At 65.0% G+C, this 25266-nt stretch carries 11 protein-coding genes; 8 read left to right on the plus strand and 3 right to left on the minus strand.

All coding sequences use genetic code 11. The annotated features are described in order from the left end of the window. Positions 1–560 precede the first annotated feature (560 nt). The 5 genes from ABQX22_RS23340 to ABQX22_RS23360 all read left to right on the plus strand — a co-directional run bounded on the left by ABQX22_RS23340 (position 561) and on the right by ABQX22_RS23360 (position 18269). Complete coding sequence (locus tag ABQX22_RS23340; protein WP_349802239.1) at positions 561–5648, plus strand: Ig-like domain-containing protein; 5088 nt, start codon at positions 561–563, stop codon at positions 5646–5648. Further along, on the plus strand, positions 5590–13404 hold the full coding sequence (locus tag ABQX22_RS23345; RefSeq protein ID WP_349802240.1) for a BapA/Bap/LapF family large adhesin: 7815 nt from the start codon (positions 5590–5592) through the stop codon (positions 13402–13404). Before ABQX22_RS23340 ends, ABQX22_RS23345 begins: the two co-directional genes overlap by 59 nt. Positions 13405–13471: 67 nt before the next feature. Continuing rightward, positions 13472–14908 (plus strand): TolC family outer membrane protein, encoded by a 1437-nt coding sequence (locus ABQX22_RS23350; protein ID WP_349802241.1) that lies wholly within the window; start codon positions 13472–13474, stop codon positions 14906–14908. Continuing rightward, positions 14905–17061: a type I secretion system permease/ATPase gene (locus tag ABQX22_RS23355; RefSeq protein WP_349802242.1), complete on the plus strand. Its 2157-nt coding sequence runs from the start codon at positions 14905–14907 to the stop codon at positions 17059–17061. The genes ABQX22_RS23350 and ABQX22_RS23355 overlap by 4 nt, the downstream gene beginning before the upstream one ends. Beyond that, positions 17058–18269, plus strand: coding sequence for an HlyD family type I secretion periplasmic adaptor subunit (locus ABQX22_RS23360; RefSeq protein WP_349802243.1), 1212 nt, complete (start codon positions 17058–17060; stop codon positions 18267–18269). The genes ABQX22_RS23355 and ABQX22_RS23360 overlap by 4 nt, the downstream gene beginning before the upstream one ends. Positions 18270–18272: 3 nt before the next feature. Here ABQX22_RS23360 and ABQX22_RS23365 read toward each other — a convergent pair whose 3' ends face one another. The 3 genes from ABQX22_RS23365 to ABQX22_RS23375 form a co-directional block, all read right to left on the minus strand. Continuing rightward, positions 18273–18884 (minus strand): trypsin-like peptidase domain-containing protein, encoded by a 612-nt coding sequence (locus ABQX22_RS23365; RefSeq protein ID WP_349802244.1) that lies wholly within the window; start codon positions 18882–18884, stop codon positions 18273–18275. A gap of 236 nt (positions 18885–19120) precedes the next feature. Continuing rightward, a complete protein-coding gene (locus ABQX22_RS23370; RefSeq protein ID WP_349802245.1) occupies positions 19121–20104 on the minus strand; it encodes a class I SAM-dependent methyltransferase in 984 nt (327 codons plus the stop codon). Further along, on the minus strand, positions 20101–21537 hold the full coding sequence (locus ABQX22_RS23375; RefSeq protein WP_349802246.1) for an iron-containing redox enzyme family protein: 1437 nt from the start codon (positions 21535–21537) through the stop codon (positions 20101–20103). Before ABQX22_RS23375 ends, ABQX22_RS23370 begins: the two co-directional genes overlap by 4 nt. 219 nt (positions 21538–21756) lie before the next feature. Here ABQX22_RS23375 and ABQX22_RS23380 point away from each other — a divergent pair, with 219 nt between their 5' ends. From ABQX22_RS23380 to ABQX22_RS23390, 3 genes are all read left to right on the plus strand, one after another. Then, a complete protein-coding gene (locus ABQX22_RS23380) occupies positions 21757–23163 on the plus strand; it encodes an ATPase domain-containing protein (protein WP_349802247.1) in 1407 nt (468 codons plus the stop codon). A gap of 63 nt (positions 23164–23226) precedes the next feature. Beyond that, on the plus strand, positions 23227–23586 hold the full coding sequence (locus ABQX22_RS23385; RefSeq protein ID WP_349802248.1) for a response regulator: 360 nt from the start codon (positions 23227–23229) through the stop codon (positions 23584–23586). Positions 23587–23966: 380 nt separating this feature from the next. Then, positions 23967–24509, plus strand: coding sequence for a GNAT family N-acetyltransferase (locus ABQX22_RS23390; protein WP_349802249.1), 543 nt, complete (start codon positions 23967–23969; stop codon positions 24507–24509). The last annotated feature ends 757 nt before the right edge of the window (positions 24510–25266 follow it).

The following is a 25266-nucleotide window of genomic DNA, read 5'->3' on the forward strand; positions in this document are numbered from 1 at the left end:
TGGGAGTCCGGCTCCCGACGATGGGCTGCGAGGCGGCCCCAACCCCGCTATCGGGGCACGCCTAAAAATGAACGGCTGACTGAAAAATGCCAGTACGCGTCGTCCGAACCTTCGGAGATGCTATCCATTTGAATACCCCCATAACGCACTAACGTTCTGGCGTGTATCGCTTTTTCCTGCGCCATCCATCCGATTTAATAAAAAATCACGCCAAAATTTCAGCGTCAATTTGACGCGTTTTTATGGCGTTTTGATCTCACTGTGCGATCACCTGTGAGGCCCGTTTCTGCGGGCCAGCCAAACGGTAATACACAAAAAATTCGGGACTGAAACGCACCTTGGAACCGGTTACATGAGGTCAGATGAACAAAGAAACGGACTACAGGCAGGTTCCCATTTTTATTTTCTTTGCTATACCAGTGTCATCCGGATGGATGCCAGATTTTCTGAGTCTGGCCAAACCAATGTGAGTTGGCACCCCTCGTTTGGGTGCCATCGGCAATAGCTATTCCAGGACCATCGAAGTCTGGAATGCGCAATGGAAAACGGCAGGAGCTGTTATGGACAATATTGTAGTCGCCAATAAAACCACGTCCGAAATCACTACTAATGCCTGGGGGGATGTACAACTTTCGCAAACCAGTGTTGTGCAAATGCCGGTGCCACCCAGCGAGGTGGCTGCAGTCAGCAGGAACGGACAAAACCTGACCGTGACGCTGAAATCCGGCGAGCGCGTCACCGTTAATAATTTTTTCAACGCCGACCCCAATGGCGTTAACAGCGACATGGTGTTCCAGAATCAGGACGGCACCCTGTGGCAGGCCCGCTACAGCACCGAAGCCTTCAACGGCTTCACCTTCGAAGAAATCTCCTCCCTGGATTCGCTCCTCGCCACCACCGGCGTTGTGGGCAGTGCCACGCCTGAATGGGCCTTCGCCGGCCTCGGGCTGTTAGGCGCAGGCGGGGCTGCGGCGGCGAGCGGCGCAGGTGGTGGTGGCGGAGGCGGTGGCGGAGGCGGCGCTGCGGCTGACGTGTCCGCCCCGACCGCGCCTTCCGACATTACGCTGTCGGCGGACGGCCTGACCGTACGCGGTATCGGCGAGCCCGGGGCGACCATCAACGTGCGTGACGTCCGGGGTAACGTCCTGGGGTCCGCCGTGGTGCCCGCTGACGGCAATTTTACGGTCCCACTGAACGCACCCCAATTGAGCGGTGAATCACTGATCGTTGACCAGACCGATGCCTCTGGCAACGTGTCTGCATCCACCCCCATTGCCACCCCGGACAGCACCGCACCCGTCGGCCCGGCCAATCTGACCGTGACCGCCGATGGCCGGACCCTGACCGGTACCGGTGAAGCCGGCGCCACCATCACGGTTCGCGCGGCCAACGGCACCGTGCTCGGCAGCGTCGTGGTCGCGGCTGACGGGACGTTTACTGTCCCGCTCGGTACGCCACAGGTCACCGGTGCGCCGCTGACCGTTGACCAGACGGATGCGGCCGGCAACGTGTCAGCCTCCACCGCGGTCGCCACCCCGGACTCCACCGCCCCTGGCGCCCCCGGCGCTCTGCTGTTCAACGCGGACGGCAGCCTGCTCACCGGCACCGCCGAGCCCGGCGCTACCGTGCAACTGCGCGCCGCCGATGGCACGCTGCTGGGCAGTGCCGTGGCCGCCGCCGATGGCACGTTCTCACTGACGATCAGCCCGGCGCAGGACAACGGGCAGACGCTGGTCGTGAGCGCTATCGATGCCGCTGGCAACACTTCGGCCACCAGTTCGCTCACAGCACCGGACATCACCCCACCGGCGCCTCTCGATGCGACGCCGCCCGCCGCCCCGACCAATGTCGTCATCAGTGGCGACGGCAGCCGGATCAGTGGCCGCGGTGAAGTCGGCGCGACGGTGACCATTCTCGATGCCGCAGGCCTGGTGGTCGCCACGGCTTCGGTGGACGCCGACGGCACATTCAACGTGCCGCTGATCCCGGCCCAGACGAACGGCCAGGCCCTGACCGTCAACCTGACGGACGCCGCCGGCAACGTGTCCGGCAACGTCGCGATTGGCGCGCCCGACCTGAGCCAGCCCGCCCCGCCGGCAAACCTGATCGTGGCCCCCGACGGGCTGACCATGACCGGCACCGGCCGCGCCGGATTCCGCATATTTGTACGCTCGCTGTCCGGGCGCGTTGTCGGCGTGTCGCGGGTCGCGGCCGACGGCACCTTCGTCGTCGCGCTGGCCCCTGGACAGGTCGATGGCGAACGGCTGGAAGTGACCGCCGTCGATGCCAGCGGCAACAGCAGCGCATCCATGATGGTGACGGCGCCCGACACCACCTTACCGCCACCGGTGACTGACCTGGTGGTCAGCCCGGACGGTGGCACCCTCGCGGGCAAGGGCGAGGCCGGCGACACCGTCACTGTCCGTGACGTGAACGGTGCGTTGATCGCCACCGGCACTGTGGCGGTCAACGGCACGTTCATCATCACCCTCGTACCCGCCGTGGCTCAGGGCGTCGTACTGGGCGTGACTCAGGCAGACGCGGCGGGCAATGTGTCCCCCGGTGCCGACGTGACCGTGCCCGACGGCACCGGCCCGGTGGCGCCGGTCAACCCGGTGCTGAGCGCCGACGGCACCGTCGTGACGGGCTCAGGCAGGCCTGGCGACACCATTGAGGTGCGTGACGCCAATGGCAACGTGCTGGGCAGCGCCGTGGTGGGGCTGGACGGCACCTATTCCGTGCCGCTGAGTTCGCCACAGCTCGATGGACAAGTGCTGGACGTGGTGGCCGTTGCGCCCAACGGCGTGGAATCGGTGCCAACGTCTTTGGCGACTCCGGACCTCACCGCCCCCGATCAACCAACCGACCTGGCCGTCAACCCCAATGGCCAACTGGTCACCGGGCGTGGCGAACCCGGCGCCACCGTCACGGTTCGCGATGCCAACGGTAACGTGTTGGCCACCGCGCTGGTGGGCACCACCGGTGCGTTCGCCGTGCCGCTGCCGACTGCGCAGGTCGATGGCCAAGCGTTGCAGGTCACCTTGACCGACGCCGCTGGCAACAGCAGCACCCCGCTGCCGGTCAGTGCGCCGGACCTGGACGGTCCACTGCTGCCGGGCAATATCGCCGTGGCCGTCGATGGCTCCGTGCTCACCGGCAACGGTGAATCCGGCTCCACCGTAACTGTCACCACCAGCACCGGCGTGGTCCTCGGCACCGCCGTGGTCGGCGCCGACGGCGTGTTCAGCGTTGCGTTGAACAGCGCCCAGAACAACGGCCAGACCTTGCTGGTCAGCGCCATCGACGCCGATGGCAATGCGTCCGCGCAGGTGCCTTTTATCACCCCCGACACTCAGGTGCCGGTGGCGGTCACCGACCTGACGTTCGATGCCACCGGCGACGTACTCAGCGGCACCGGCGAGCCCGGTGCGACCGTCACCGTGCGCGATGCCAGCGGCACCGTGATCGGCAGCGTGGTCGTTGATCCCGACGGGACCTTCAGCGTTGCGCTCAGCACCACGCAGGACAATGCGCAATTGTTGCAGGTGGTTCAGGCGGATGCCCGAGGCAACCTGTCGACGGCGGTGAATACCACCGCACCTGACCTGACCGATCCTGCTGCACTGACCAATGTCGCGATCTCTGCCAACGGCACCAGCGTCACCGGCAACGGCGAAATCGGCGCCACCGTCACGGTGCTCGACAGCCAGGGCAACGCCATCGGTTCCGCAGTTGTCGGCGCCAACGCCCGTTTCGAAATCACCCTGACACCGGCGCAAAACAACGGCCAGACACTGAGCATCAGTCAAGCCGACGCCGCGCTGAACGCCACGCCGGCCGTGCCCCTGCTGGCACCGGACATTCTGCCGCCAGGCACACCGACCAGTGTGGTCAGTGTCGACGGCGTCACCGTGACCGGCATCGGTGAAGAAGGCGCGACCGTCACTGTGCGCGACGCGAACGGCACGCAGCTGGGTTCAGCCCTGGCCGGCCCCGGCGGTGTGTTCTCAATCACGCTGGTTCCGGGCCAGAGCGACGGTGAGCGCCTGAACGTCAGCCAGGCCGATGGCGCAGGCAATCAATCGGTGGTGGTGGGTTTCAACGCCATCGACACCACACCACCCGCCGCGCCCGGCGCCCTGGCGATCACCACCAACGGTGCCCTCCTCACCGGCACCGGCGAACCCGGCAGCACGGTCACGGTCCTCGGCGCCGGCAGTCTTCAAGTGGGCACCGCCGTTGTGGGCAGCGACGGCACGTTCACCGTCCCGCTGACCCCGCCGCAACTGACCGGGCAACAACTGAGCGTCACCCTGACTGACGCCAGCAGCAACCCGTCAGGGGCGGCGACCATCCTGTCACCGGACTTCACGGCGCCTGGCGCCCCGACCGGTCTCGATATAAATGCAGCGGGCACCTTGTTGTCCGGGAACGCGGAAAACAACACCACCGTCACCGTGATCGACGCCAACGGCGTGGTGCTGGGCACCGCGCCAGTGATCAACGGCGCCTTCACCTTTGTACTGAGCGCGCCACTGCTCAATGGAGAACTGTTGTCGCTGGTGGTGACCGACGCCCAGGGCAATGCCTCGCAGCCGCTGACCTATGCCGTGCCGGATACAACGGCGCCTGCGGACGTGGCCAATCTGGTAGTCAGTCCTGACGGGCTGACCCTGTCAGGCACCGGGGAAGCCGGCACCACCGTGACCATCACCCGCGTGGATGGGGTCGTGTTGGGCAGAGGCCCCATCGACGCCAATGGCGTGTTCGTGGTGACACTGTCCCCCGCAGCCGTCACCGCCGACATCCTGACCGTGATTGCCACCGATGGCGCCGGTCTGGCCTCGAACCCGATCGACATCGTCGGACCGGATGGCACCGGCCTGCCCGCCCCGACAGCCCTGGCCCTGACGCCGGACGGTTTCACCCTGACCGGCACCAGTGTGATCGGCGCCACCATCACCGTTCTGGGCACCGGCAATGTCGCGCTGGGCACCGCCATCGTTGGCAGCGACGGGACGTTCTCGGTGCTGCTGCAATCGCCGCAGCTCAATGCACAAATCCTCCACGTCACCGCGTCCAATGCCACCGGCACGTCGGTGGCCGCGACGTTCACCGCCGGTGACAGCACCGCGCCCGACGCACCGACCAATCTGCTGATCAGCTCCGATGGCAGCGCGCTCAGCGGTCGCGGCGAAGTCGGCGCCACGGTCACGGTCAGAAATGCCGACGGCACCCTGCTGGGCGTCGCCGTCGTGGACGGTGCCGGCGTGTTCTCCGTGCCGCTGGTGCCTGCGCAACTCAACGCTCAGGCCTTGACCGTCGCTCAGACCGATCGGGGTCTGAACCTGTCGCAACCGGCCACCGTCGTTGCCCCGGACCTGGTCTCCCCGGCCGCGCCGACCGGGCTTTCCATCAACACCATCGGCACCGTGGTCAGCGGACAAGGCGAAGCGGGTGCAACCGTCACGGTGCGCGATGCCACCGGCACAGTGCTGGCCACCGGCGTGGTCGATCAGAGCGGCAATTTCCAGGTCACGCTGCCGATCGCGCAACTGACCGGCGCAACTGACCGGCGCGGCGCTTCAGGTGCAACTGGCGGACGCGGCCAACAACCTGTCGCCCCTGGCCAGTCTGGCGACGCTTGACCGCACGCCACCGGCGGCGGTCACCACGCTCACCATTTCCGCCGACGGCACCACCGTGGCCGGCCTCGGTGAACCTGACGCGACGGTCAACGTGCGCGATGCCAGTGGCGTACTGCTGGGCACTGCGGTGGTGGGTGTCGACGGCGTGTTCAGCGTCACCCTGACCCCTGCGCCCACCAACGGCGAGACCCTGGAAATCACCCAGACCGACGCAGGCGGCAACGTCTCGACGGACGCCAACGTGACGGCACCGGACATCAGCCCACCGGCGACCCTGACCGATGTCACGATCAATGCCGATGGCCTGACGGTCACCGGTCGCGGCGAACCCGGCGCCACGGTTTACGTGCGCAGTGCCGCCGGCGTGGAGCTGGGCAGTGCGCTGGTCGCGGGCAACGGCGCATTCACCGTCACCCTCAGCAGCGTGCAAATCAACGCGCAGGTGCTGACCGTCAATCAGGAAGACCCACCGGGCAACGAAGGCCCGGCGGTCAATATCACCGCGCCGGACTTCACCGCGCCTGTGGGCCCCAGCGATCTGGTGCTCAACGCCAGCGGCCTGCAACTGACCGGCAGCGGTGAAGCCGGCAGCACCGTCACCGCCACCGATGCCCAGGGCCGCGTATTGGGCACCGCGCTGGTGGCCGACAACGGCACCTTCCTGCTGACCCTCAGCGCCGCGCAGCTCAACGGCCAACTGCTGAACGTCACGGCGGCCGACCCTGCTGGCAATCTCTCGCCCGTGGTGCCGTTCACCGCAGCCGACGTCACGCCGCCCGTTCCGGTGACCAACCTGGCTTTGTCCGCCAGCAACGGCACCCTGACTGGTCTGGGTGAAGCCGGGGCGACGGTCAACGTGACCAATGCCCTGGGCGTGGTTATCGGCACAGCCACCGTGGCCGCCAACGGCACATTCAGCGTATCTCTGGCCCCCGGCGTCGCTGCGGGCGATCTGCTGAGCGTGGTGCAGACCGACGTGGCCACCAATGCCTCGACGGCAGTGTCTGTCCTCGCCCCTGGCGCACTGGCGCCGAACGCACCGACCAACCTGCTGTTGAGCCCCGATGGCCTGACCCTGACCGGTGTCGCCCAGGCGGGCACCCTGGTGACCGTGAACAGCGTCGCCGGCGTGCCGTTGGGCACCGCCCTCGTGGGCCTGGACGGAACCTTCAGCGTTACGCTGATCCCGGCGCAGATCAATGGCGAAACGCTGTTGGCCAGCGCGGCCTTCAGCGACGGGATCAATTCGTTGCCGACCCAGATCGTGGCGGGCGACATCACGCCGCCCGCCCCGCTCACCGATTATCACCTGACCGCCGACGGCGTCACCCTCACCGGGCGTGGCGAAGCCGGGGCGACCGTGCTGGTGCTGGGTCAAGGCGGGGCGATTGTGTCCACCGCGCTGGTTGCCGCCGACGGTACGTTCACCGCGACCCTGGTGCCGGCGCAGACTTCCGGCCAGATCCTCAGCGTCAACCAGACCGACGCGGCGGGCAACGAGTCGGTGGCCATCAACCTGCCTACGCCAGACCTGTTGGCGCCAGTGGCGCCGGCCGGGCTCTCGGTCAACGCGCCGGGCACCGTGCTGTCGGGCACGGGGGAAGCCGGTGCGACGGTGACCATCACCAACGCCGCAGGTACCGTGGTCGGTAGTGGACTGGTTCGGGTGGATGGCAGCTTCCAGGTCATACTCAACCCACTTCAGGCCAACGGCGAGACACTGGCCGTGACCCTGACCGACGCCAACGGCAATGTGTCGCCGGCCACCAACCTGGTGTCCGTCGATACCACTGCGCCGCTGTCGTTGACCGACGTCGCGATTGCCGGCGACGGCGCCACCATCAACGGCCGCGGTGAAGCCGGTGCCACCGTCAGCGTGCTTGACGCCGCCGGTAACGTCATCGGCAACGGTGTCGTCAGCAGCACCGGCGCGTTTACCGTGGTGCTCCTGGTTCCGCTGATCAATGCCGAAGTCATCAGCCTTAATCAGGCCGATGTAACCGGTAACGTGTCCTCAAGCGTCAGCCTGATCAGCCCTGACCTCACCCCGCCAGCCGTGCTCTCGGGCGTGGACATCAACGGCGCAGGCCTGGTGGTCACAGGCTTCGGTGAGCCGGGCGCCACGGTGACGGTGCGCGATGCGGCCGGCGTTGTACTCGGTACGGCGCTTGTGCTGGGCAACAACAGTTTCAGCGTCACGCTGAGCACGCCGCAGATCAACAATCAGGTGCTCAACGTCCAGCAGGCTGACCCGCCTGGCAACGTCAGCGTGCCGGTCACGGTTATCGCACCGGACCTGACCCCGCCCACCCTCCCCACCGAACTGGTGATTAATGCCAGCGGCACCCAGGTGTCCGGCACCGGGGAGGCCGGAACGGCATTCAACATCACCCGGGTCGATGGCACCTCCGTGGGCAGCGGCACGGTCGGGGCTGACGGGCGTTTCCTGGTCACGCTGACAACCGCGCAAACCAACGGCCAGGCGCTGCTGGTGGTGCTGACCGATGCGGCCGGAAACGCCTCGGCCGCCGGCAACCTGCTGGCGCCGGACACTACGCCGCCCGCACCGGTCATCCTCAGCGCAGTCGATCCGATCGATGCCACGGGCAGTGTCGTCACCGGCACCGGCGAAGCTGGCGCGCGTTTGACGATCACCAACAACCTGGGCAACACCGTGGGCACCGGCACGGTCGCCAGCGACGGCAGCTTCCGGGTCGAACTGACCACGCCGCAACGCAATGGCGAGCTGTTGACCGTCGTTCAACAGGACGCAACAGGCAACCCCTCCCCCGCCGTCAACGTCACCGCGCCGGACATCACGGCGCCGGACAGTCCCGTGGTAGCGGCGCTGACCGGGGACGGCCTGACCCTCATCGGTATCGGTGAACCACTGGCCACGGTGAACGTGTACAGCAGCGCTGCCGTTCCTGTGCTGTTGGGTGCCGCGATCGTTGACCCGGACGGCACGTTCAGCGTCGCGCTGAGCCCGGCGCAGGTCAATGGCGAGGTGCTCACCCTCAACCAAGTGGACGCGGGCGGTAATCTGTCCGCCAACCTGACCTACACCGTCCCGGACGTTTCGGCCCCCCTGCCCGCCGATACCCTGACACTCAGCGCCAATGGCCTGGTGGTCGAAGGGAGCGGCGAAATCGGCGCAAGGGTCACCGTGAGCGGTAACGGCATCCTGCCCGTCGAAGGCTTCGTGGGTGCGGACGGTCGTTTCAGCATTGCCATCAGCCCCGCGCAGCTCAACGGCGGCCAGCTGAACGTGACCCTGACCGATGCGGCGGGCAACGTCGGCAACGCCGCGCCGCTGACGGTGCCGGACTTCACGGCCCCGGTCGTGCCCACCATCACCGGCGTCGACGCCAACGTGGTCACCGGCACGGCCGAAGCCGGCAGCACGGTCACGGTTTACGCGGCCAATGGCGCCGCTCTCGGGTCCGTCCTCGCCAGCGGGACTACCGGGCTGGGCACCTATTCGATCACCCTGACCACGCCGCAGAGCAACGGCGAACCACTGACGGTCGTCTCGGTGGACGCGGCCAACAACGGTTCCGTGCCGCTGAATTTTAACGCCGTGGACACCACTGCACCGGACGCTGCCACCGCCATCAGCATCAGTTCGAACTACAGCCAGTTGACTGGCCGAGGTGAAGCGGGCGCAACGGTCCGGGTCTATCTGGACGACGGCAGTCCGCAGGGTCTTCTGCTGGGCACCGCAGTGGTAGGCGTGAATGGCGCGTTTACCGTGACGCTCAATCCAGCGGTGGTTGGCGATGATGCGCTGAACGTTATTCAGACTGACGTGGCGCTCAACGTTTCCGACCCTGCACCGTTTACCGCGCCATTGACCCCGCCGCCGGTCGCGCCGGTCGCCGTGCTGTCAGCGGACGGGCTGACCGTCACCGGCACCGCCGTCGGTAACTCGCTCGTGACCGTGTACGGCCAGGATGGGCTCTCGCTCGGCTCCATCAGCGCCGGCAACGACGGCAGCTACAGCATCACGCTCAGCGCTGCGCAAACCAACGGCGAGATCCTTGAGGTCACGGCCACCACTGGCGGCGGCACGTCGGTGCCGACCACCCTCACGGCGCTGGACACCACCGCGCCGGCTCAACTGCTCAGCCCGGTCATCAATGGCACCGGCACCGTGGTGTCCGGCACTGGCGAGGTCGGCGCGACGGTGACGATCCGTTCGGCAGACGGCACGCCCCTGGCCACCGCCCTCGTCGGCGCCAATGGCACGTTCAGCGTGGCGCTGAACCCGGCACAGGCCAACGGCGAAGTCCTCAGCGCGGTGCAGACCGATGCGGCGGGCAACGCCTCGAACCCCGCCCTTATCAACGCGCCGGACATCACCCCGCCCGCTGCGGCCACCGGCCTTGCGCTCAACCCCAACGGTCTGCAACTGAGCGGCAACAGCCTGGCCGCCGAGGTCGGGGCGACCGTCACGGTGCGCAACGCCGCAGGCGTTCAAGTGGGGACCGGCACCGTTGCAGCCGATGGCAGCTTCAGCGCCACCCTGTCGCCTGCTCAACTGGACGGCCAGGCGCTGACCGTCAACGTACGGGACGTGGCGGGCAATGTGTCGCTGCCGACCTTGATCAACGCGCTGGACACTACGGCGCCGGGCGCACCGACGGGCGTGGCGTTGAGCAGCAGTGGCCTGCAGGTCACCGGCACCGGTGAAGCGGGCGCCACCGTGGCTGTCACCGACGCCCTGGGCAATACACTGGGCAACGCCGTGGTGGGCGCAAACGGCGCATTCACCGTCCAGCTCTCGGCAGCACAAGTGAACGGCCAGGTGCTCAGCGTCCGGCAAACCGATCCGTCCAATAATCTGTCGGCAGCCGCCAACGTGACCGCTGGCGATATCACGGCACCGTTGATTGCCACCAACCTGAGTGTGGCCACCAATGGCACCACGCTCAGCGGCCAGGGCGAAGCGAACACCACGGCCTCGGTCTTCGGGGTCAACGGTGAACCGCTGGGCAGCGTACTGGTAGGCAGCAATGGTTTGTTCACCGTGACGCTGACCACGCCCCAGGCCGATGGCCAGGCACTGACCGTGCGGCTGACCGACGGGGCGAACAACATGTCTGCGTCGGCGGGCGTTATCGCACCGGACATCACCGCGCCGGTGGCACCGGTGTCGGGGGTGGTCAACGCCAGCGGCACGCTGGTCACCGGTGCGGGCATCGCCGGGGATCGAATCGTGGTGCGCAGCGCCGATGGCACGTCCCTGGGCCTTGCGATCGTTTCCGCCAACGGCACGTACTCGGTGGCGCTGAATCCGCCGCAGATCGACAACCAGATCCTGAGCATCACCCAGCTCGATGCCACCGGGAACGTGTCGGTAGCGATTGCCGCCACCGCACCGGACCTCACCCCACCACCGGCCGCCAATGCCTTGCTGGTCAGCGCCGACGGCCTGACCTTGAGCGGCAGCGCAGAAGCCGGGGCGCTGGTCACCGTGAAAAGCGCCGCTGGAGTCACTCTCGGCACCACCACCGCGCTGGGCAATGGCACGTTCAGCCTCACGCTGAGCAGTGCGCAGATCAACGGTGAGGTTTTGACCGTTACCCTCGCGGATGCCCGGGGCAACCAGTCGCCGGCCAGCATCGTCACCGCGCCGGACATCGACGTCAATCTGCCGGTGGTGGCCAGCGACAACCTGGCCACCGCCTCCGTGACGCTGGTTCCGGTCACGGCGGCGCGCACCTACACCGACAGTTTTCTCACCGTGCTGGGCCTGGGCGGTTTGAGCAAAGCGTTCAACTTCACGGTCAACAGCGGCGAAACCGCCCATTCGGTCCTGACGCTGACCTCGGGCAACGTGCTGCAGCTGTCCTCGCAGATGACTTACACACTGCAGGTCAAAGATGCCAGCGGCGCGTGGGTGACACTGGCCGTGGGAGGCAGCGGCGCGGCGATCAACCTCACTTTGCTCAACGGCAACACAGCGCTGGCCATCGACATGGGCAACCAAGTGGCCGGTGAATACCGTCTGCTGGCGGTCAGTAACAATCTCACCCTGTTGGAAACGGTCAACTCCAGCCTGCGCCTGGACGTGACCAGCCTGACGCAGTTCAACGCGGTGGCGGGTGCGGCGATCACCGGCAACGTCATCAGTGACCTGGGCACCGACGGCACGCGGGACATCACCGGTCCCGACAACGGTGCGGTGCTGCAAGTCCTGAAAGCCGGGAGCTATGTGAACGCCGCCGGCGGCACGGTGGTGCAAGGCATCTACGGCACGCTGACCATCGACGCATCAGGCAACTACAGCTACACGCCCACCGGTACCGCTGGCAGCGTGGGCAAGGTCGATGTCTTCAATTACCAACTGGTGCACCCGAACGGGCTGAGCGACGGCGCGACCTTGTACGTGCGCATCGACAGCCCGCAAGCGGCCGAAGTCTGGAGTTCGGTCAATCTGGCGGCGCCGGCGCTGGTGGTCGATGCCACCAACGACCTGGCCAGCACCAATGTCACCCTGAGCAACCTGGTGACCACCACCAACACCACGCTGGGCACCGCCAGCGTGGTATTGGGCGGCATCAGCGGGGCGTATACCTTCAGCGTGGCCGCCAACACCGTCAGCGACCTGACCGTGACCGTGTCCAGCAGCAACCTGGCCAACCTGCTGGGTTCGCTCAATGTCGGGCTGTACAAACTCAACACCGCCACCGGCAACTATGTGCTGGTCAAGAGCTGGGCGGGCGGCTCCCTGCTCGCCCTGGGCACGGGCACGTACGGCGCCACCGTCGATGATCAGACGCCGGGCACGTACCGGGTCAACGTGACCGTCGGGGGAGCCCCGTTGCTGACCAGCGTCACCACCGGCGTCATCAACACGGCCACGTACAACAACCAATTCGTGGTCAGCGGCAACACGCCGGTGGCGGGCAACCTGTTCACCGACACCGCCGGTGGCGGGCCCGATGTACTGGGGTCGGCCTTCACCTCGCTGGCAGTGCTGGCCTCCGGCGCCTACGTGCTGCCTGGCTACAACGGCACCAGCGTCGCCGGCACCTACGGCACCTTGCTGGTCAAGGCAGACGGCAGCTACGCCTACACGCTCAACGCCGGTCTGACCGACGCGGCGGTCGGTCACGCGGACGTCTTCACCTATCAACTGACCCACCCCAACGGCACGGTTGACACGGCGACGCTGACCATTGATCTGCAACACACCACCGGCGCCCTGGCCAGGGTGGCCTCGTTCAGCCTGGCCGATGACAGCGACACCGCTTCGCTGCTGAGCAGTCAGGCGGCAGGCGCCAGCCACGAGGTGATTCAAGGCACCGACGGCAACGACACGCTGGATGGGTCCCACGGGGGCGCGGTCACCCTCAACGGTGGCGCAGGCAATGACACGCTGATCATCGTCGACCAGCACTTTGCTTCGGTGGACGGCGGCACCGGTACCGACACCCTGCTCTGGGCCGGCGGCGATGCGTCCATCGACCTGGGCAACCTGCAGGCGCGGCTGCACAACATCGACGTCATTGACCTCAACGACACCAGTGCGGTGCACCTGACATTGAACCTGTCGGACCTGGTGTCCATCACCGACACCGACAACAGCACCCTGTTGATCAAAGGCACCCAGCAAGACAGCGTGCACATGACCGGCGAGTGGGCGGCCGACGGCACCCATCTGGCCGCCGGCCTGGAATACACCCAATACACACCGCAGGAGGATCCGACCCACCACCTATGGGTACAGAACGGCGTTCAAGTGGTTTAAGGGCGACACCCACCGGAAAGGCGCACTGCCCGGGCAGTGCGCGATGGCCCGACAGTAAGGGATTTATGTGAAGTCAGCCTGTGTATCACGGCAGTGGCCCGTCGCGTTGTTGGCGTTGGGTCTGCTGCTTGCTTCTCGTCACGCAGCGAGTGCCGACGAGCACATCGCCCCCGCGCTCAGAAACCTGAGCCCCACCCAATTACAGGAGCACCGCACTCCCCGCACCGGCGCGGCCGCCACGCCGCCGGTCGCCGCCCGTTCCCAGAGCCTGGGCATGGACGAGGCCATTCAACAGGCCGTCGGCTGGCACCCCAGCATCGGCGAGTCGGTCGGCGCGTTGTATCAGCAGGCCGAAGGCATCAACGTGGCCGAAGCCGGTTACTACCCGCAGGTCAGTGGCGGCGTCAGGTCCGGTTACAGCAGCGGCAACAGCGGTGCCGGAGACAGTCAGGCGCTGAGCATTTCGCTCAAGCAAATGCTCTACGACTTCGGCAAGGTCTCCAGCGCAGTCGACGCCGCCAAGGCCCGGGTCGCGCGCAGTCAGGCGCAGATTCTGCTGTCCATCGATGACGTCGCCCGCGACACCGCGTACGCCTACATCGAGGTGCAGCGTTATCGCAACCTGCTGGAGATCGCCCGCGCCCAGATCAAGGGCATCGGCGACATCGTGCAGCTGGCCCAGCAACGCAGCGACATGGGCGCCAGCACCCGGTCCGACGTGGTCCAGGCGCAGTCGCGATCCCAAGGCGCGATGGCGACGCTGCAGGAATTCAAAGCCAGCTACGCTCGCTGGCAGGCGACCCTGGGCAATCTGATGGGGCGCACCACCGCCACCGACGTCAGCGACGGGTTCCCCATCGCCGCGGCCAAGGCCTGCGACAACCCCGACGCCACCATCGATGCGCTGCCGTCGGTGCTGGTCGCCCTCGCCCAGCGCAACGAGGCGCAAGCCGAACTGGCCGGGGCCAAGGCTCAGGGCTACCCCACCGTGTCGCTGGAGCCGTCGATCAATCACTACCTGGACAACAACTACAACGAAAACAACCCGTACGCCGACCGCACCCAGGCCGGGATTTACCTGAACGTGGAGGTGCCGATCTACCAGGGCGGCGCCACCAGTGCCCGCAGCCGGGCGGCCGGGCATGCGCTGTCCGCCGCCGATTCGGCTGAAGACACCGCCCGCTTGCAGGCCACCCAGGGCCTGACCGAAGCCCAGGCGCAGACCTCAAGCCTGTCGCGGCGGCTCGGCTCGCTGGAACAACGCCAGAGCAGCATCAGCGAAGCCCGCTCGTTGTATGGCCGGCAATACCTGGACCTGGGCACACGCCCGCTGCTCGACCTGCTCAACGCCGAGCAGGAAATTCACCAATCGCGCTTTGATCTGGCCAACACGGTGGCCGACATGCGCCGCCTGCAAATCGACTGCCTGTTCAACAGCGGCGGACTGCGTCGAGCCTTCAGGCTCGAGGACAGCACCGTGCAGGGTGTGAGGATACTGCCATGAACGACGCCGTCATGATTTCAGCCGCGCCGGACCCAGGTCCCACGGCGCCCGACTACGACCAGTGGATGGAAGCCATCCTGCTGGTGGCACGCCATTACCGGATCAACGTGTCCGAAGAAACCGTGCGCATTGCCTCGCTGCGCCAGGACCGCAAGCTCGATGACGTGGTCCGGCAAATGGCCCGACAGGCCGGGCTGACCATCAAATTCGCCGGCAAGCTGCCCCGCGACCTGAACCGCTGGCGCCTGCCGGTGGTGGTCGAGTTGCAGGACGGCCAGGTGGGCGTGGTGCAAAGCGTGGACGACGAACAGGTGGGCATCGCCTTGAGCGGTGACCAGGGCCTGCAGAACCGAATGCCGCTCAAGTCCCTGGGCGAGCAACTGCGGCGCACGGTGATTCTGCGTCCGGCACGGCCGCTGAGCGATGTACGCACCGACGACTACGTGCAACCGTTCGACGAGCACTGGTTCCGGCGCATCGTGCTGCGCGATCTCAGGCCCTACGGCCACGTGATGATCGCGTCACTGGTGGCCAACGTGCTGGGCATGGCCGGCGTGGTGTTCTCCATGCAGGTCTACGACCGGGTGATTCCCGCCGAATCGCTGCCCACGCTGTACGTGTTGTTCAGCGGGGTGATGCTGGCGGTGATTTTCGATTTCGTGATGCGCATCATGCGCCTGCGGATCACGGACCTGCTGGGCAAACGCGCCGACCTGCGGGTCTCCGATCTGGTCTACGGCCACGCCCTGCGCTTGCGCAATTCGGCGCGGCCCAAGTCCACCGGGTCGTTCATCGCGCAATTGCGGGAGCTGGAACAGATCCGCGACCTGATCACCTCCAGCACCGCCACGGCGCTGGCGGACTTCCCGTTCTTCTTTCTGTTCTTGCTGGTGTTCTACCTGATCGGCGGGCCGCTGGTGGCCATTCCGCTGGTAGCGCTGGTGGCGATGGTGCTGCCGGGCTTTTTGTACCAGCGCAAACTGGCGCGCCTGGCCAACGCCAACATGCGCGAATCGGCGTTGCGCAACGCGATGCTGGTGGAAAGTATCCAGGGCCTGGACGACATCAAGAACCTGCAGGCCGAGCAGCGCTTCCAGGAGCAGTGGAACCACTACAACGCCGCCACCGCCGACAGCGGCCTGCAACTGCGCACGCTGACCAACGGCCTGGTCGCCTGGACGCAGAACGTGCAGAGCGCGGTGTTTGCCATTGTCATCGTGTTCGGCGCGCCGATGGTGATCGCCGGCGACCTGACCACCGGCAGCCTGGTGGCCGCGTCCATGCTCGCCTCGCGCATGATGGCGCCCATGGCGCAGCTCACTCACGTGCTGACGCGCTGGCAGCAGGCCAAGGTGGCGCTGCAGGGTTTGAACCGTCTGATGCAATTGCCCGTGGATCACCCGGAGAGCGCCAAACGTGTGCACCTGCCGGCGATCCGTGGCGACTACCACCTGAAGAATGTCAGCTTCCGCTACGCCGAAGAAACCCCGTCCGTGCTGGACGTCGCGGAACTGAAAATCCGCCCCGGCGAACGTATCGCCCTGCTCGGTCGCAACGGCGCGGGCAAGTCCACGCTGCTGCAAGGGCTCGCGGGGGCCATGGACCTGGCCACCGGTCATCTGACGCTCGACGGCATCGCCATGGCCCACATCGACCCGGCCGACCTGCGCCGGGACGTCGGCCTGCTGCAACAACACGCGCGCCTGTTCCACGGCACGCTGCGCGACAACCTGACCCTGGGCGCCGGCCAGGCCAGCGACCAGGAATTGGTCGCCGTGCTGGCCATCAGTGGCGCGCTGGACTTCATCCGGCAACTGCCCAAAGGCCTCGATCATCTGATTCTGGAGGGTGGTCTGGGCCTGTCCGGCGGTCAGCGCCAGAGCCTGTTGATGTCGCGGTTGTTGCTGCGCCAACCGCAGGTGCTGCTGCTGGACGAACCCACCGCGTCCCTGGATGACGTCACCGAACGCAAGCTGCTGGATGACCTGGAACTGTGGAGCGAAGGCCGCACCCTGATCATCGCCACCCACCGGGTCAGCGTGTTGCAGCGGGTGGAGCGGATCATTGTGGTGGACCACGGCCGCATCGTGATCGATGACCAACGCGACGCGGCACTGGCCCGTCTCAGACAACCCACGGGAGCCCGGCCATGAACAGCCCCAAGAATGGCGCAGCGATTCGCATGCCGGCGGCCCCTGCGTCCTACCTCGATGGCGCCGACGAGTCGGACGTGCGTCGCTCGACCCGGGTGGTGTGGGTCTGTGCGCTGATGCTCGCCTGTTTTCTGGCCTGGGCCGCCTGGTTCACGGTGGTCGAAGTCTCCACCGGCACCGGCAAAGTGGTGCCCAGTTCCCGGGAGCAGCTGATCCAGTCCCTGGAAGGCGGGATCGTCACGCAGATGAACGTGGCCGAAGGCACCCTGGTCGAGCGGGGTCAGATACTGGCCCAGCTCGACCCGGTCAAGACCCAGTCCAACGTCGGCGAAAGCGAAGTGAAGTACCGCGCCATGCTGGCCAGCGTCAGCCGTCTGCAAGCCGAATCCAGTGGCCAGCCGTTGAAGTTTCCGGCGTCACTCAAGGACTGGCCCGAGCTGACACGGGCCGAAACCGAGCTGTACAACACCCGACGCCGGGGCCTGGAGTCGACGCTGGCCGGCATCGAGGATTCGCTGAAGCTGGTGCGCAGCGAGCTGGAGATCACCGAGAACCTGGCGAAAATCGGCGCTTCAAGCCGGGTCGAAGTCATCCGCTTGAACCGTCAACGCTCGGAGCTGGCGCTCAAGGCCACCGAAGCGAAGTCCGACTACATGGTGCATGCCCGGGAAGACCTGGCCAAAGCCAGCGCCGAGGCCGATACGTTGTCGGAGGTGGTGCGGGGACGGGCCGATTCGCTGTCGCGATTGACGTTGCGCTCGCCAGTGCGGGGGATCGTAAAGGACATCGAAGTGACCACCATCGGCGGCGTGGTCCCGCCCAACGGTCAGCTGATGCAAATCGTGCCGCTGGATGAGCAGCTGCTGATCGAAACCCGTATCGCGCCTCGGGACATCGCGTTCATTCACCCGGATCAGGACGCCAAGGTGAAGATCACTGCGTACGACTATTCCATCTACGGCAGTCTGGACGGCAAGGTGGTGACCATTTCGCCCGACACCATTCAGGACGAGGCCAAACCGGAGGTCTTCTACTACCGGGTGTTCATCCGCACCAGGGACGACGTGCTGCGCAACAAGGCGGGCAAGACGTTCGCCATCGTGCCCGGCATGATCGCCACCGTGGACATTCGCACCGGGGAGAAAACCATCCTGGACTACCTGCTCAAGCCGTTGAACCGGGCCAAAGAGGCATTGCGCGAACGCTGAGCACTAGCGCTCGGCGACGCCCTCACCTTTGGCCACCTGGTCTTTCAGGGCCTGTGCCTGGAGCTGGCCCTGGAAACGGCGCCATTCTTTGTTGATTTCGTTGTACGGCATGAAGATGCTGACGCGCGGCTTGCCGTTCATGTCGGGGCGAGCCAGTTCGCGCAGATCCCCGGCGGTAAGGTAAGCGACGTTGATGCCGACGGCGTCGCCATCTTCGGCGAAGACCGGGCCGCCGGACATGCCCTTGGCGGTCGGACCGTCGTGGGTCCCGTAGAGCACGCCGCCGTCTTTGGCGTCGAGACGAACAAGGGAGGACGAAGCGCGGCCTGAGCCTTTGACCGGAACGTACAGCGAGCTGAAACCCACTGCGGTCAATGCTTCACCGGGCTTGAATTCGCGCCAGCGCGGTGCGCTGTCTGCGCGATGCTTGAAGAACTGCATGTCGCCACGGCCTTCGTACACAGAGCCGGACAGGTACGGCACGTGCTTGACCGTGACGGCGTACTCTTCATTCCACTGCACGGCGCTGCCCATCAACACGTAGGGAATCGGCCCGCCGGAGTGGACGACGAAAGCTTGGTTATAAACTGGATCCTTGATGAAAGCGGTGGGCATTCCGTTGCAACCGCTGAGCAGCACGCAGGCTATCAGAAGTGGCTTGAACGATAACATTTTGTTCACAAGATAAAATTAGGGGAGGCGACTATCTCATCGCGCTCCCCTAAAAGCAATGTGCCACTACTGTCATTCGTCGGACTGGCTTGTTGGATCCAATCCTTGTATTTCAATCACTTACGAAACTTTTTCATTTGCCCGAGGTCCTCTGGCCGGACGAGCACCGGCCAGAGCGGTCAACGGGTGCGCGTCACTACCAGCTCTACAGCCGCGATGCGATCGACCCGTTCGTACCCCTGCTCCAGTAATTCTTCGCCGAAAACGTCAGGGTCCAGTTCGCTGTAGCGCCACTGGAAGCCGCCCGCTGCAAGGCATTCCTGCACCGCTGCAATGAATGGATCATGCCCGTCGACGATGGCCACGCCGGTGTACAACACCAGCGAGCCACCCTCGGACAGCCGCTCGACCGATTCGTGCACGATGCGCACAGAAAGATCGGCACCGAGCGCGTCGCCGCCGTGGCGGTAGGCGCGCTGTTTTGAATCCTTCATGTACGGCGGATTGGCGACGATCAGGTCAAAACGGCCATCCACGTCAGCCAGAATGTTGCTGTGCTGAGCGCGAACCTTGGCCATGCCGGCCAGTTGCGCATTGACCTGGGTAAAGGCCAGCGCCTTGGGATTGATGTCCACCGCCAGCACCTCGGCCTCGGGACAGGCCCTGGCGATCACCAGCGCCCCTGCTCCCGAGCCGCAGCCGATGTCCACCGCGCGGCCGATAGGCTGCTGCGCCGCCTCGATCTGCCGCTCAATGGACTGGGCGAAACGGTAGGTGTCGGGCCCGAAAAACACCGCGTCTTCCTGCGTGGTGGGAAAAGACGAATGCAGCAGCAGAAGATGGTTCAGCGTCGACCAGCGCACGGTGCTGATCAACTGATCGCCCTGACGGGTGATGATGCCGCTGCCCAGCAGGCTGGCTTCTTGCTCGCTGGGCAGCAGGCCGCTGGCAAACGGGCGATTCCAGCCAAACACCCCTTCCAGATTCTGTGCGCTGGCATTGCTGGCGCGCTCGTTGACCCGTTGGTGCGTCAGCGGCGTGGGGGTGATGAAACGGTAACCGCCGTCACCCAGCGTGTAACCCAGCGCCAAGAGCGCTTCATGATCCAGCGACCTTGGCGGCGCCGGCGTCTGATCCTTCCCTGCCATCACGTCCTCGCTCATGCGTGTTGCCCTTTCATGCGTTCAGCCATGTTATTCACAAATAGCCGTGTGGCTTGCAGCCCGGCCGGGGTCGGATGACGCGCCGGCGACAGATGCTCGATGAGCAACGGCATGGTGGAAGACGGGTCCGCCTCCGCCAGCTGGCGGCTCAGGTTCTGCACGTCCGGATCGGTGTCGGACAACGGCTGTTGAGCTGGCAACTGCGCGGTGGCGGTCTTGCGAAAGCGTGCCCGGAACGCATTGGCAGCGGCCTTTTTCGGCTGATTGGCTTGCACCGGCTGCCAGTCGCCGCTGATCCAGTCACTGAGCAACTGCTTCTCGTAACCGCTGAAGATGCCGAACATCGGCGCCCCCGCCCCTTCAATCAGCTGCCAGAAGCGGCTGTCGGCGGGGTCCTGGTGACGCTTGATCCAGCCACGGTTCTGCAGCACGGCCAGGAACGCCGGGATCTGATCGGGCGTGGACAGCCATTCGTTCACCGTCTTCCCGTCGAGGCGGCAGTAGTCCGAGTGCATGTGCTGACCGAAGGTGCGCTTGCGCTCGAGCATGTCGATCACTTGCTGCTCCAGATCAAACGACTGGATCACCGCCGTGGTGCCCTCGCCCAACTCATTGAGGCGATAACCCTGGGCTACCCGGTGGTAGAACTCATCGCGCTCCGGCCCCATGGGCAGCAGCGCCAGCACGCTTTGCGCTGCCTTGCGTGCATGGCCGGTGCTGGCGTTGTCGATGGTCACGTGCAACGTGAAGTAATACGGATCGATGCCCAGTTCGTTGAGCTCGAAGGAGGTAATCATCAGGTGCAGCGGCAACTGCTCGTAGCCCAGGTTGTAGCCGATGACTTCCGGCAGCAGCGGCGCGGCATTCATGCCCAGGCACAACTGGATGGCGCCTTGCAGGTAGCGCTCGTCCGGCAACGTGTCGCCGGGATCGCAATCCAGGTCCGCCAGCAGCTTGCGGTACAGCGATACGTGATTGAGCGCAGGATCGCCGTCGCCCAGCTCTTCAAGATACGTGCGCACCAGCCCGTGGAAACGGTAATCGGCCCAGTGCGGCAACAGCCCGAACAACCAGGCGCCGTCCACCAGCTTGGTGGGGGCCACGTGCTGCAGGAAATACATCGCGTGGCTTTTATTACTGAAGAACCGGCGCGGTTCGCCTGCATGACGCGACGCCAAGTACGCCGCGTACTGCTCGGCAACGGCGCTGACACTGCCGGCAATCCAGTCTTCCAGCTGCTCCGGCCGCTGCGGCAGATCGCACGGTGCATGCTCGGCCTGGGTCAGTTGCTGATTCAGGAACGCCACTGCGCCGCAGGCCTCGACATCGGCATTGGGCTGCATCAACGCGTCGTAGATGGCTTTGGCCTGATCTTGCCCGGCCAGCGCCGGCCTGGTGACAGGGGCACCTGTCATGGGCTGAAGAGAAGTCATAGAAGTCCTGGCAGTATCAAAAGTGCGGGAGACAATGCGGCGACAATGGTTTGCCGCTCTTGTAGAAATGAACGCGCCGCGGGCACAAGATTCAGCGCAAATTGACACTTCCCGGATCAATGGCGCGCAAAGGTCGTTCAGTCACCTTTTTTTACAACTTGCAACTCAAACAGATATTCTTCGCCACTGGCCGGATTAACAGCAGCAGAGGGTTTCATTTTGAATCAGCTAAAACGCCTTCAGAGTGGCATTGAAGGGCTTGATACGCTGTTAAAGGGCGGGCTTGTCGCGGGCGCGTCCTACATCATTCAAGGTCGTCCCGGTTCAGGCAAAACCATCCTTGCCAACCAATTGGGTTTCAACCACGTCCGCGCAGGGGGGCGTGTGCTGTTTGCCACGCTGCTGGCCGAACCCCATGAACGCCTGTTCGAGTTCCTGTCGACCCTGAGCTTTTTCGACAAGGACCGGATCGGCGCCGACATTCAGTTCGTCAGCGCCTTCGACACCCTGGAAAACGACGGGCTGGAAGAGGTCGTCAAGCTGCTGCGGCGCGAGATTACCCGTCAGAAATCCACGGTGATGATTGTCGACGGCCTGCTCAACGCCCGCTCCAAGGCCGAGTCGCCGATCGACACCAAGAAATTTATTTCCGAGCTGCAGGGCCACGCCGCATTTGCCGGCTGCACGGTGCTGTTCCTGACCAGCTCGCAACTGGATGACGGCAGCCCCGAACACACCATGGTCGACGGCGTGATCGAGCTGGGCGAAGAGTCCATCGGGCCCCGCACCGTGCGCCGTCTCAAGCTGCGCAAGACCCGGGGCAGCGGCGCGATCTCGGGGGTCCACGAATTCGAAATCACCGATGACGGTATCGTGGTCTACCCCCGCGTGGAAAGCGTGCTGGTCCCGGCCTCGCTGGACAGCGACACGCTGGCGTACATCCCCAGCGGCATGCCGTCGCTGGACCGGCAGATCGGCGGTGGGCTGATCTCATCGTCGGTGACCCTGGTGGCGGGGCCGTCCGGCTCTGGCAAGACCTCCCTGGGCATTCAGTTTCTGGCCGAATCGACCCCGCAATCACCCGGCCTGCATTTCGGTTTCTACGAAACCCCGCAGCGCCTGCGCATCAAGGCGTCCGCGCTGGGCTGCGACTTTGGCGCGATGCAAGCCTCGGGCGCACTCACCATCGTCCGTAGCCCGACCACCGCCGGGCTGATCGACCGGCTGGCCTTCGACCTGCTGCGCACGGTTGAGGAGAAGAACATCAAGCGCGTGTTCATCGACAGCCTGGGCGGCATGGCCCGGGTCGCCGCCGACAAGACCCGCGTGCTGGACCTGTTTACCGCGCTGATGGGCGAGCTGCGCGGCCGTGGCGTCACGGTCGTTGCGTCGTGGGAAGTGCAGAGTTTGCTGGGCGGCCACGTCGACGCACCGGCACCGGACTTGTCCGGCATCGTCGATAACCTGCTGTTAATCAGATTTGATCAACACGGGGCTGAACTTAAGAGGCTGTTATCCATACTTAAGATTAGAGACAGCGCTTACGACCCTTCACTGCTAGAGATCGTGATCGGCAACCACGGCATAGACGTTCAAAAGGTTTTCCAGCATGCAATTGGCGACTGAACCCCGACAACGGTCGGTATCACCTGCGCAAACTCATGTGGCATCGAGCCGGATGAGTGCCGTATGACCACCGTTCTGATCATCGACGACGAATACCTGATCGCGGATATCCTGAGCTATGCGCTGGAAGAAGAAGGTTATCTGACAGTCAAGGCAGGCGGCGGCCAGAAAGCCCTCGACATCCTCGACCGTGAGCGTCCGGAGCTGATCATCACCGACTACATGATGCCCGGCATGAACGGCATAGAGCTGGCCGAAGCGGTGCGCAAAAAAGCCGGCATGGAAGACACGCCCATGATGCTGATGAGCGGCGCCCAGGCGCACCTGGGCAAGGCCCGGCCGGACCTGTTCTTCAACGTCTTCGAAAAGCCGTTCGACATCGACGCCGTCGTGGCCGCCGTCAAACAGCGGGTTAGCAATTAGGCGTACAACAGCGCAGTGGACATTCTCAGCCAGGATGGCCATGCGCTATTGACCCTTGCCGACGGCGAGGTTAGTTTCCAGCTCATGACTCTATCGCTGCCCTCCTCCTCGTACGCCAACGGCTTTCTCACACGGCCATGGCGTCCGTGCGGCTGATAGAGCGCGCAGCGACACAATGGCTACCCGTCTTCAAACAGGTGGCCATTTTTTTTGCCTGCGGCTTGGAGGTCGATGATGAAACTGTAGGAGCGAACTCGTTCGCGAAGCGGCAGCGTCGGCATCGCATCGCTTTCGCCAACAAGTTGGCTCCTACAGGGACGTTGGTATTCGAAATGACCATCACACCTAACACCTGACACCTAAAACACGGAGCTCCAGCCATGGACAGCATCCCGACATTCACCACCCCACGCCTGACCCTGACGCCCTTGCAGCTGACGGACGTCGAGGCGGTTCAGCAGCTGTTTCCGCACTGGGAAGTGGTGCGTTACCTCGACCGCCAGGTGCCGTGGCCGTACCCGGCGGACGGCGCGCTGTGTTACCTGCAAGATGCCGCGTTGCCGGCCATGGCGCGCGGCGAAGAGTGGCACTGGATGATCCGGCTGACCGCAACGGGACAGGCCATCGGCTGCATTTCGCTGCACGACCAGCCCGGCAACCACCGCGGCTTCTGGCTGTCGCCGCCATGGCAAGGCCAAGGCTATATGAGTGAGGCCTGCGAAGCGGTCAATCGCTACTGGTTTGAAACCCTGGACCGCCCGGTGCTGCAGGTCCCCAAGGCCGTTGCCAACCAGGCCTCGCGGCGTGTTTCGGAGCGTGAGGGCATGGTGTTGGTTGCGACCGGCGAGGGCCATTTCGTCAGTGGCGTCATGGAAAAGCAGACGTGGGAACTGACTCGCGCGCGGTGGCGGGAAAGCCTGTGAACAGGGGTGGCAGACGTTTGTAACCTGTAGGAGCGCGCTTGCCCGCGAAGGGGCCGGTGCAGCGCAGCAATGTCTGAAGCCTGAAAAGCTTCGCGGGCAAGCCTCGCTCCAACGATGGATGTCTCACATTATTCCCGGCCAGACGTAATCCCCGTGGGAGCGGACCTGTCCGCGAAGACGTCGGTGCATCCGACACATCTTCATCGGACGAATTACCGTATTCGCGGACAGGTCCGCTCCCACAATGAAAGTCACGAACCTGTTGAAGCGAGGCTTGCCCGCGAAGGGACCATGCAGGGTTTGCTGCCGGTGCCCGTCAGATCTCAGGACAAGCCAGCGCCTACGGCTGCGGCAGAAGCGGATCGTGGTGCGGTTTGGTTTTTGATTCTGGCCGCAGGCCGTTGGAGCGAGGCTTGCCCGCAGAGGGGCCATACAGGGTTTGCTGCCGGTTCCCGGCAGATCGCAGGGCAAGCCAGCTCCCACGCCTGCGGCAGAAGCGGACCGTGGTGCGCTTTGGTTTTTGATTCTGGCCGCAGGCCGTTGGAGCGAGGCTTGCCCGCGAAGGGGCCGGTGCAGCGCAGCAATGTCTGAAGCCTGAAAAACTTCGCGGGCAAGCCTCGCTCCAACGATGGATGTCTCACTTTATTCCCGGCCAGACGCAATCCCCGTGGGAGCGGACCTGTCCGCGAAGACGTCGGTGCATCCGACACATCTTCATCGGCCGTAAATCCGTATTGGCGGGCAGGTCCCCGCCCAC

Origin of the sequence: Xanthomonas sp. WHRI 1810A (assembly GCF_040202885.1) — a bacterium.
Lineage (GTDB): Bacteria > Pseudomonadota > Gammaproteobacteria > Pseudomonadales > Pseudomonadaceae > Aquipseudomonas.

Excerpts from the sequence above, each read along its gene's own strand:
- ABQX22_RS23340 (WP_349802239.1), top strand. The coding sequence starts at position 561 with ATGGACAATATTGTAGTCGCCAATAAAACCACGTCCGAAATCACTACT.
- ABQX22_RS23355 (WP_349802242.1), top strand. The coding sequence starts at position 14,905 with ATGAACGACGCCGTCATGATTTCAGCCGCGCCGGACCCAGGTCCCACG.
- ABQX22_RS23360 (WP_349802243.1), top strand. The coding sequence starts at position 17,058 with ATGAACAGCCCCAAGAATGGCGCAGCGATTCGCATGCCGGCGGCCCCT.
- ABQX22_RS23365 (WP_349802244.1), bottom strand. The coding sequence starts at position 18,884 with ATGCCCACCGCTTTCATCAAGGATCCAGTTTATAACCAAGCTTTCGTC.
- ABQX22_RS23370 (WP_349802245.1), bottom strand. The coding sequence starts at position 20,104 with ATGAGCGAGGACGTGATGGCAGGGAAGGATCAGACGCCGGCGCCGCCA.
- ABQX22_RS23375 (WP_349802246.1), bottom strand. The coding sequence starts at position 21,537 with ATGACTTCTCTTCAGCCCATGACAGGTGCCCCTGTCACCAGGCCGGCG.
- ABQX22_RS23385 (WP_349802248.1), top strand. The coding sequence starts at position 23,227 with ATGACCACCGTTCTGATCATCGACGACGAATACCTGATCGCGGATATC.
- ABQX22_RS23390 (WP_349802249.1), top strand. The coding sequence starts at position 23,967 with ATGGACAGCATCCCGACATTCACCACCCCACGCCTGACCCTGACGCCC.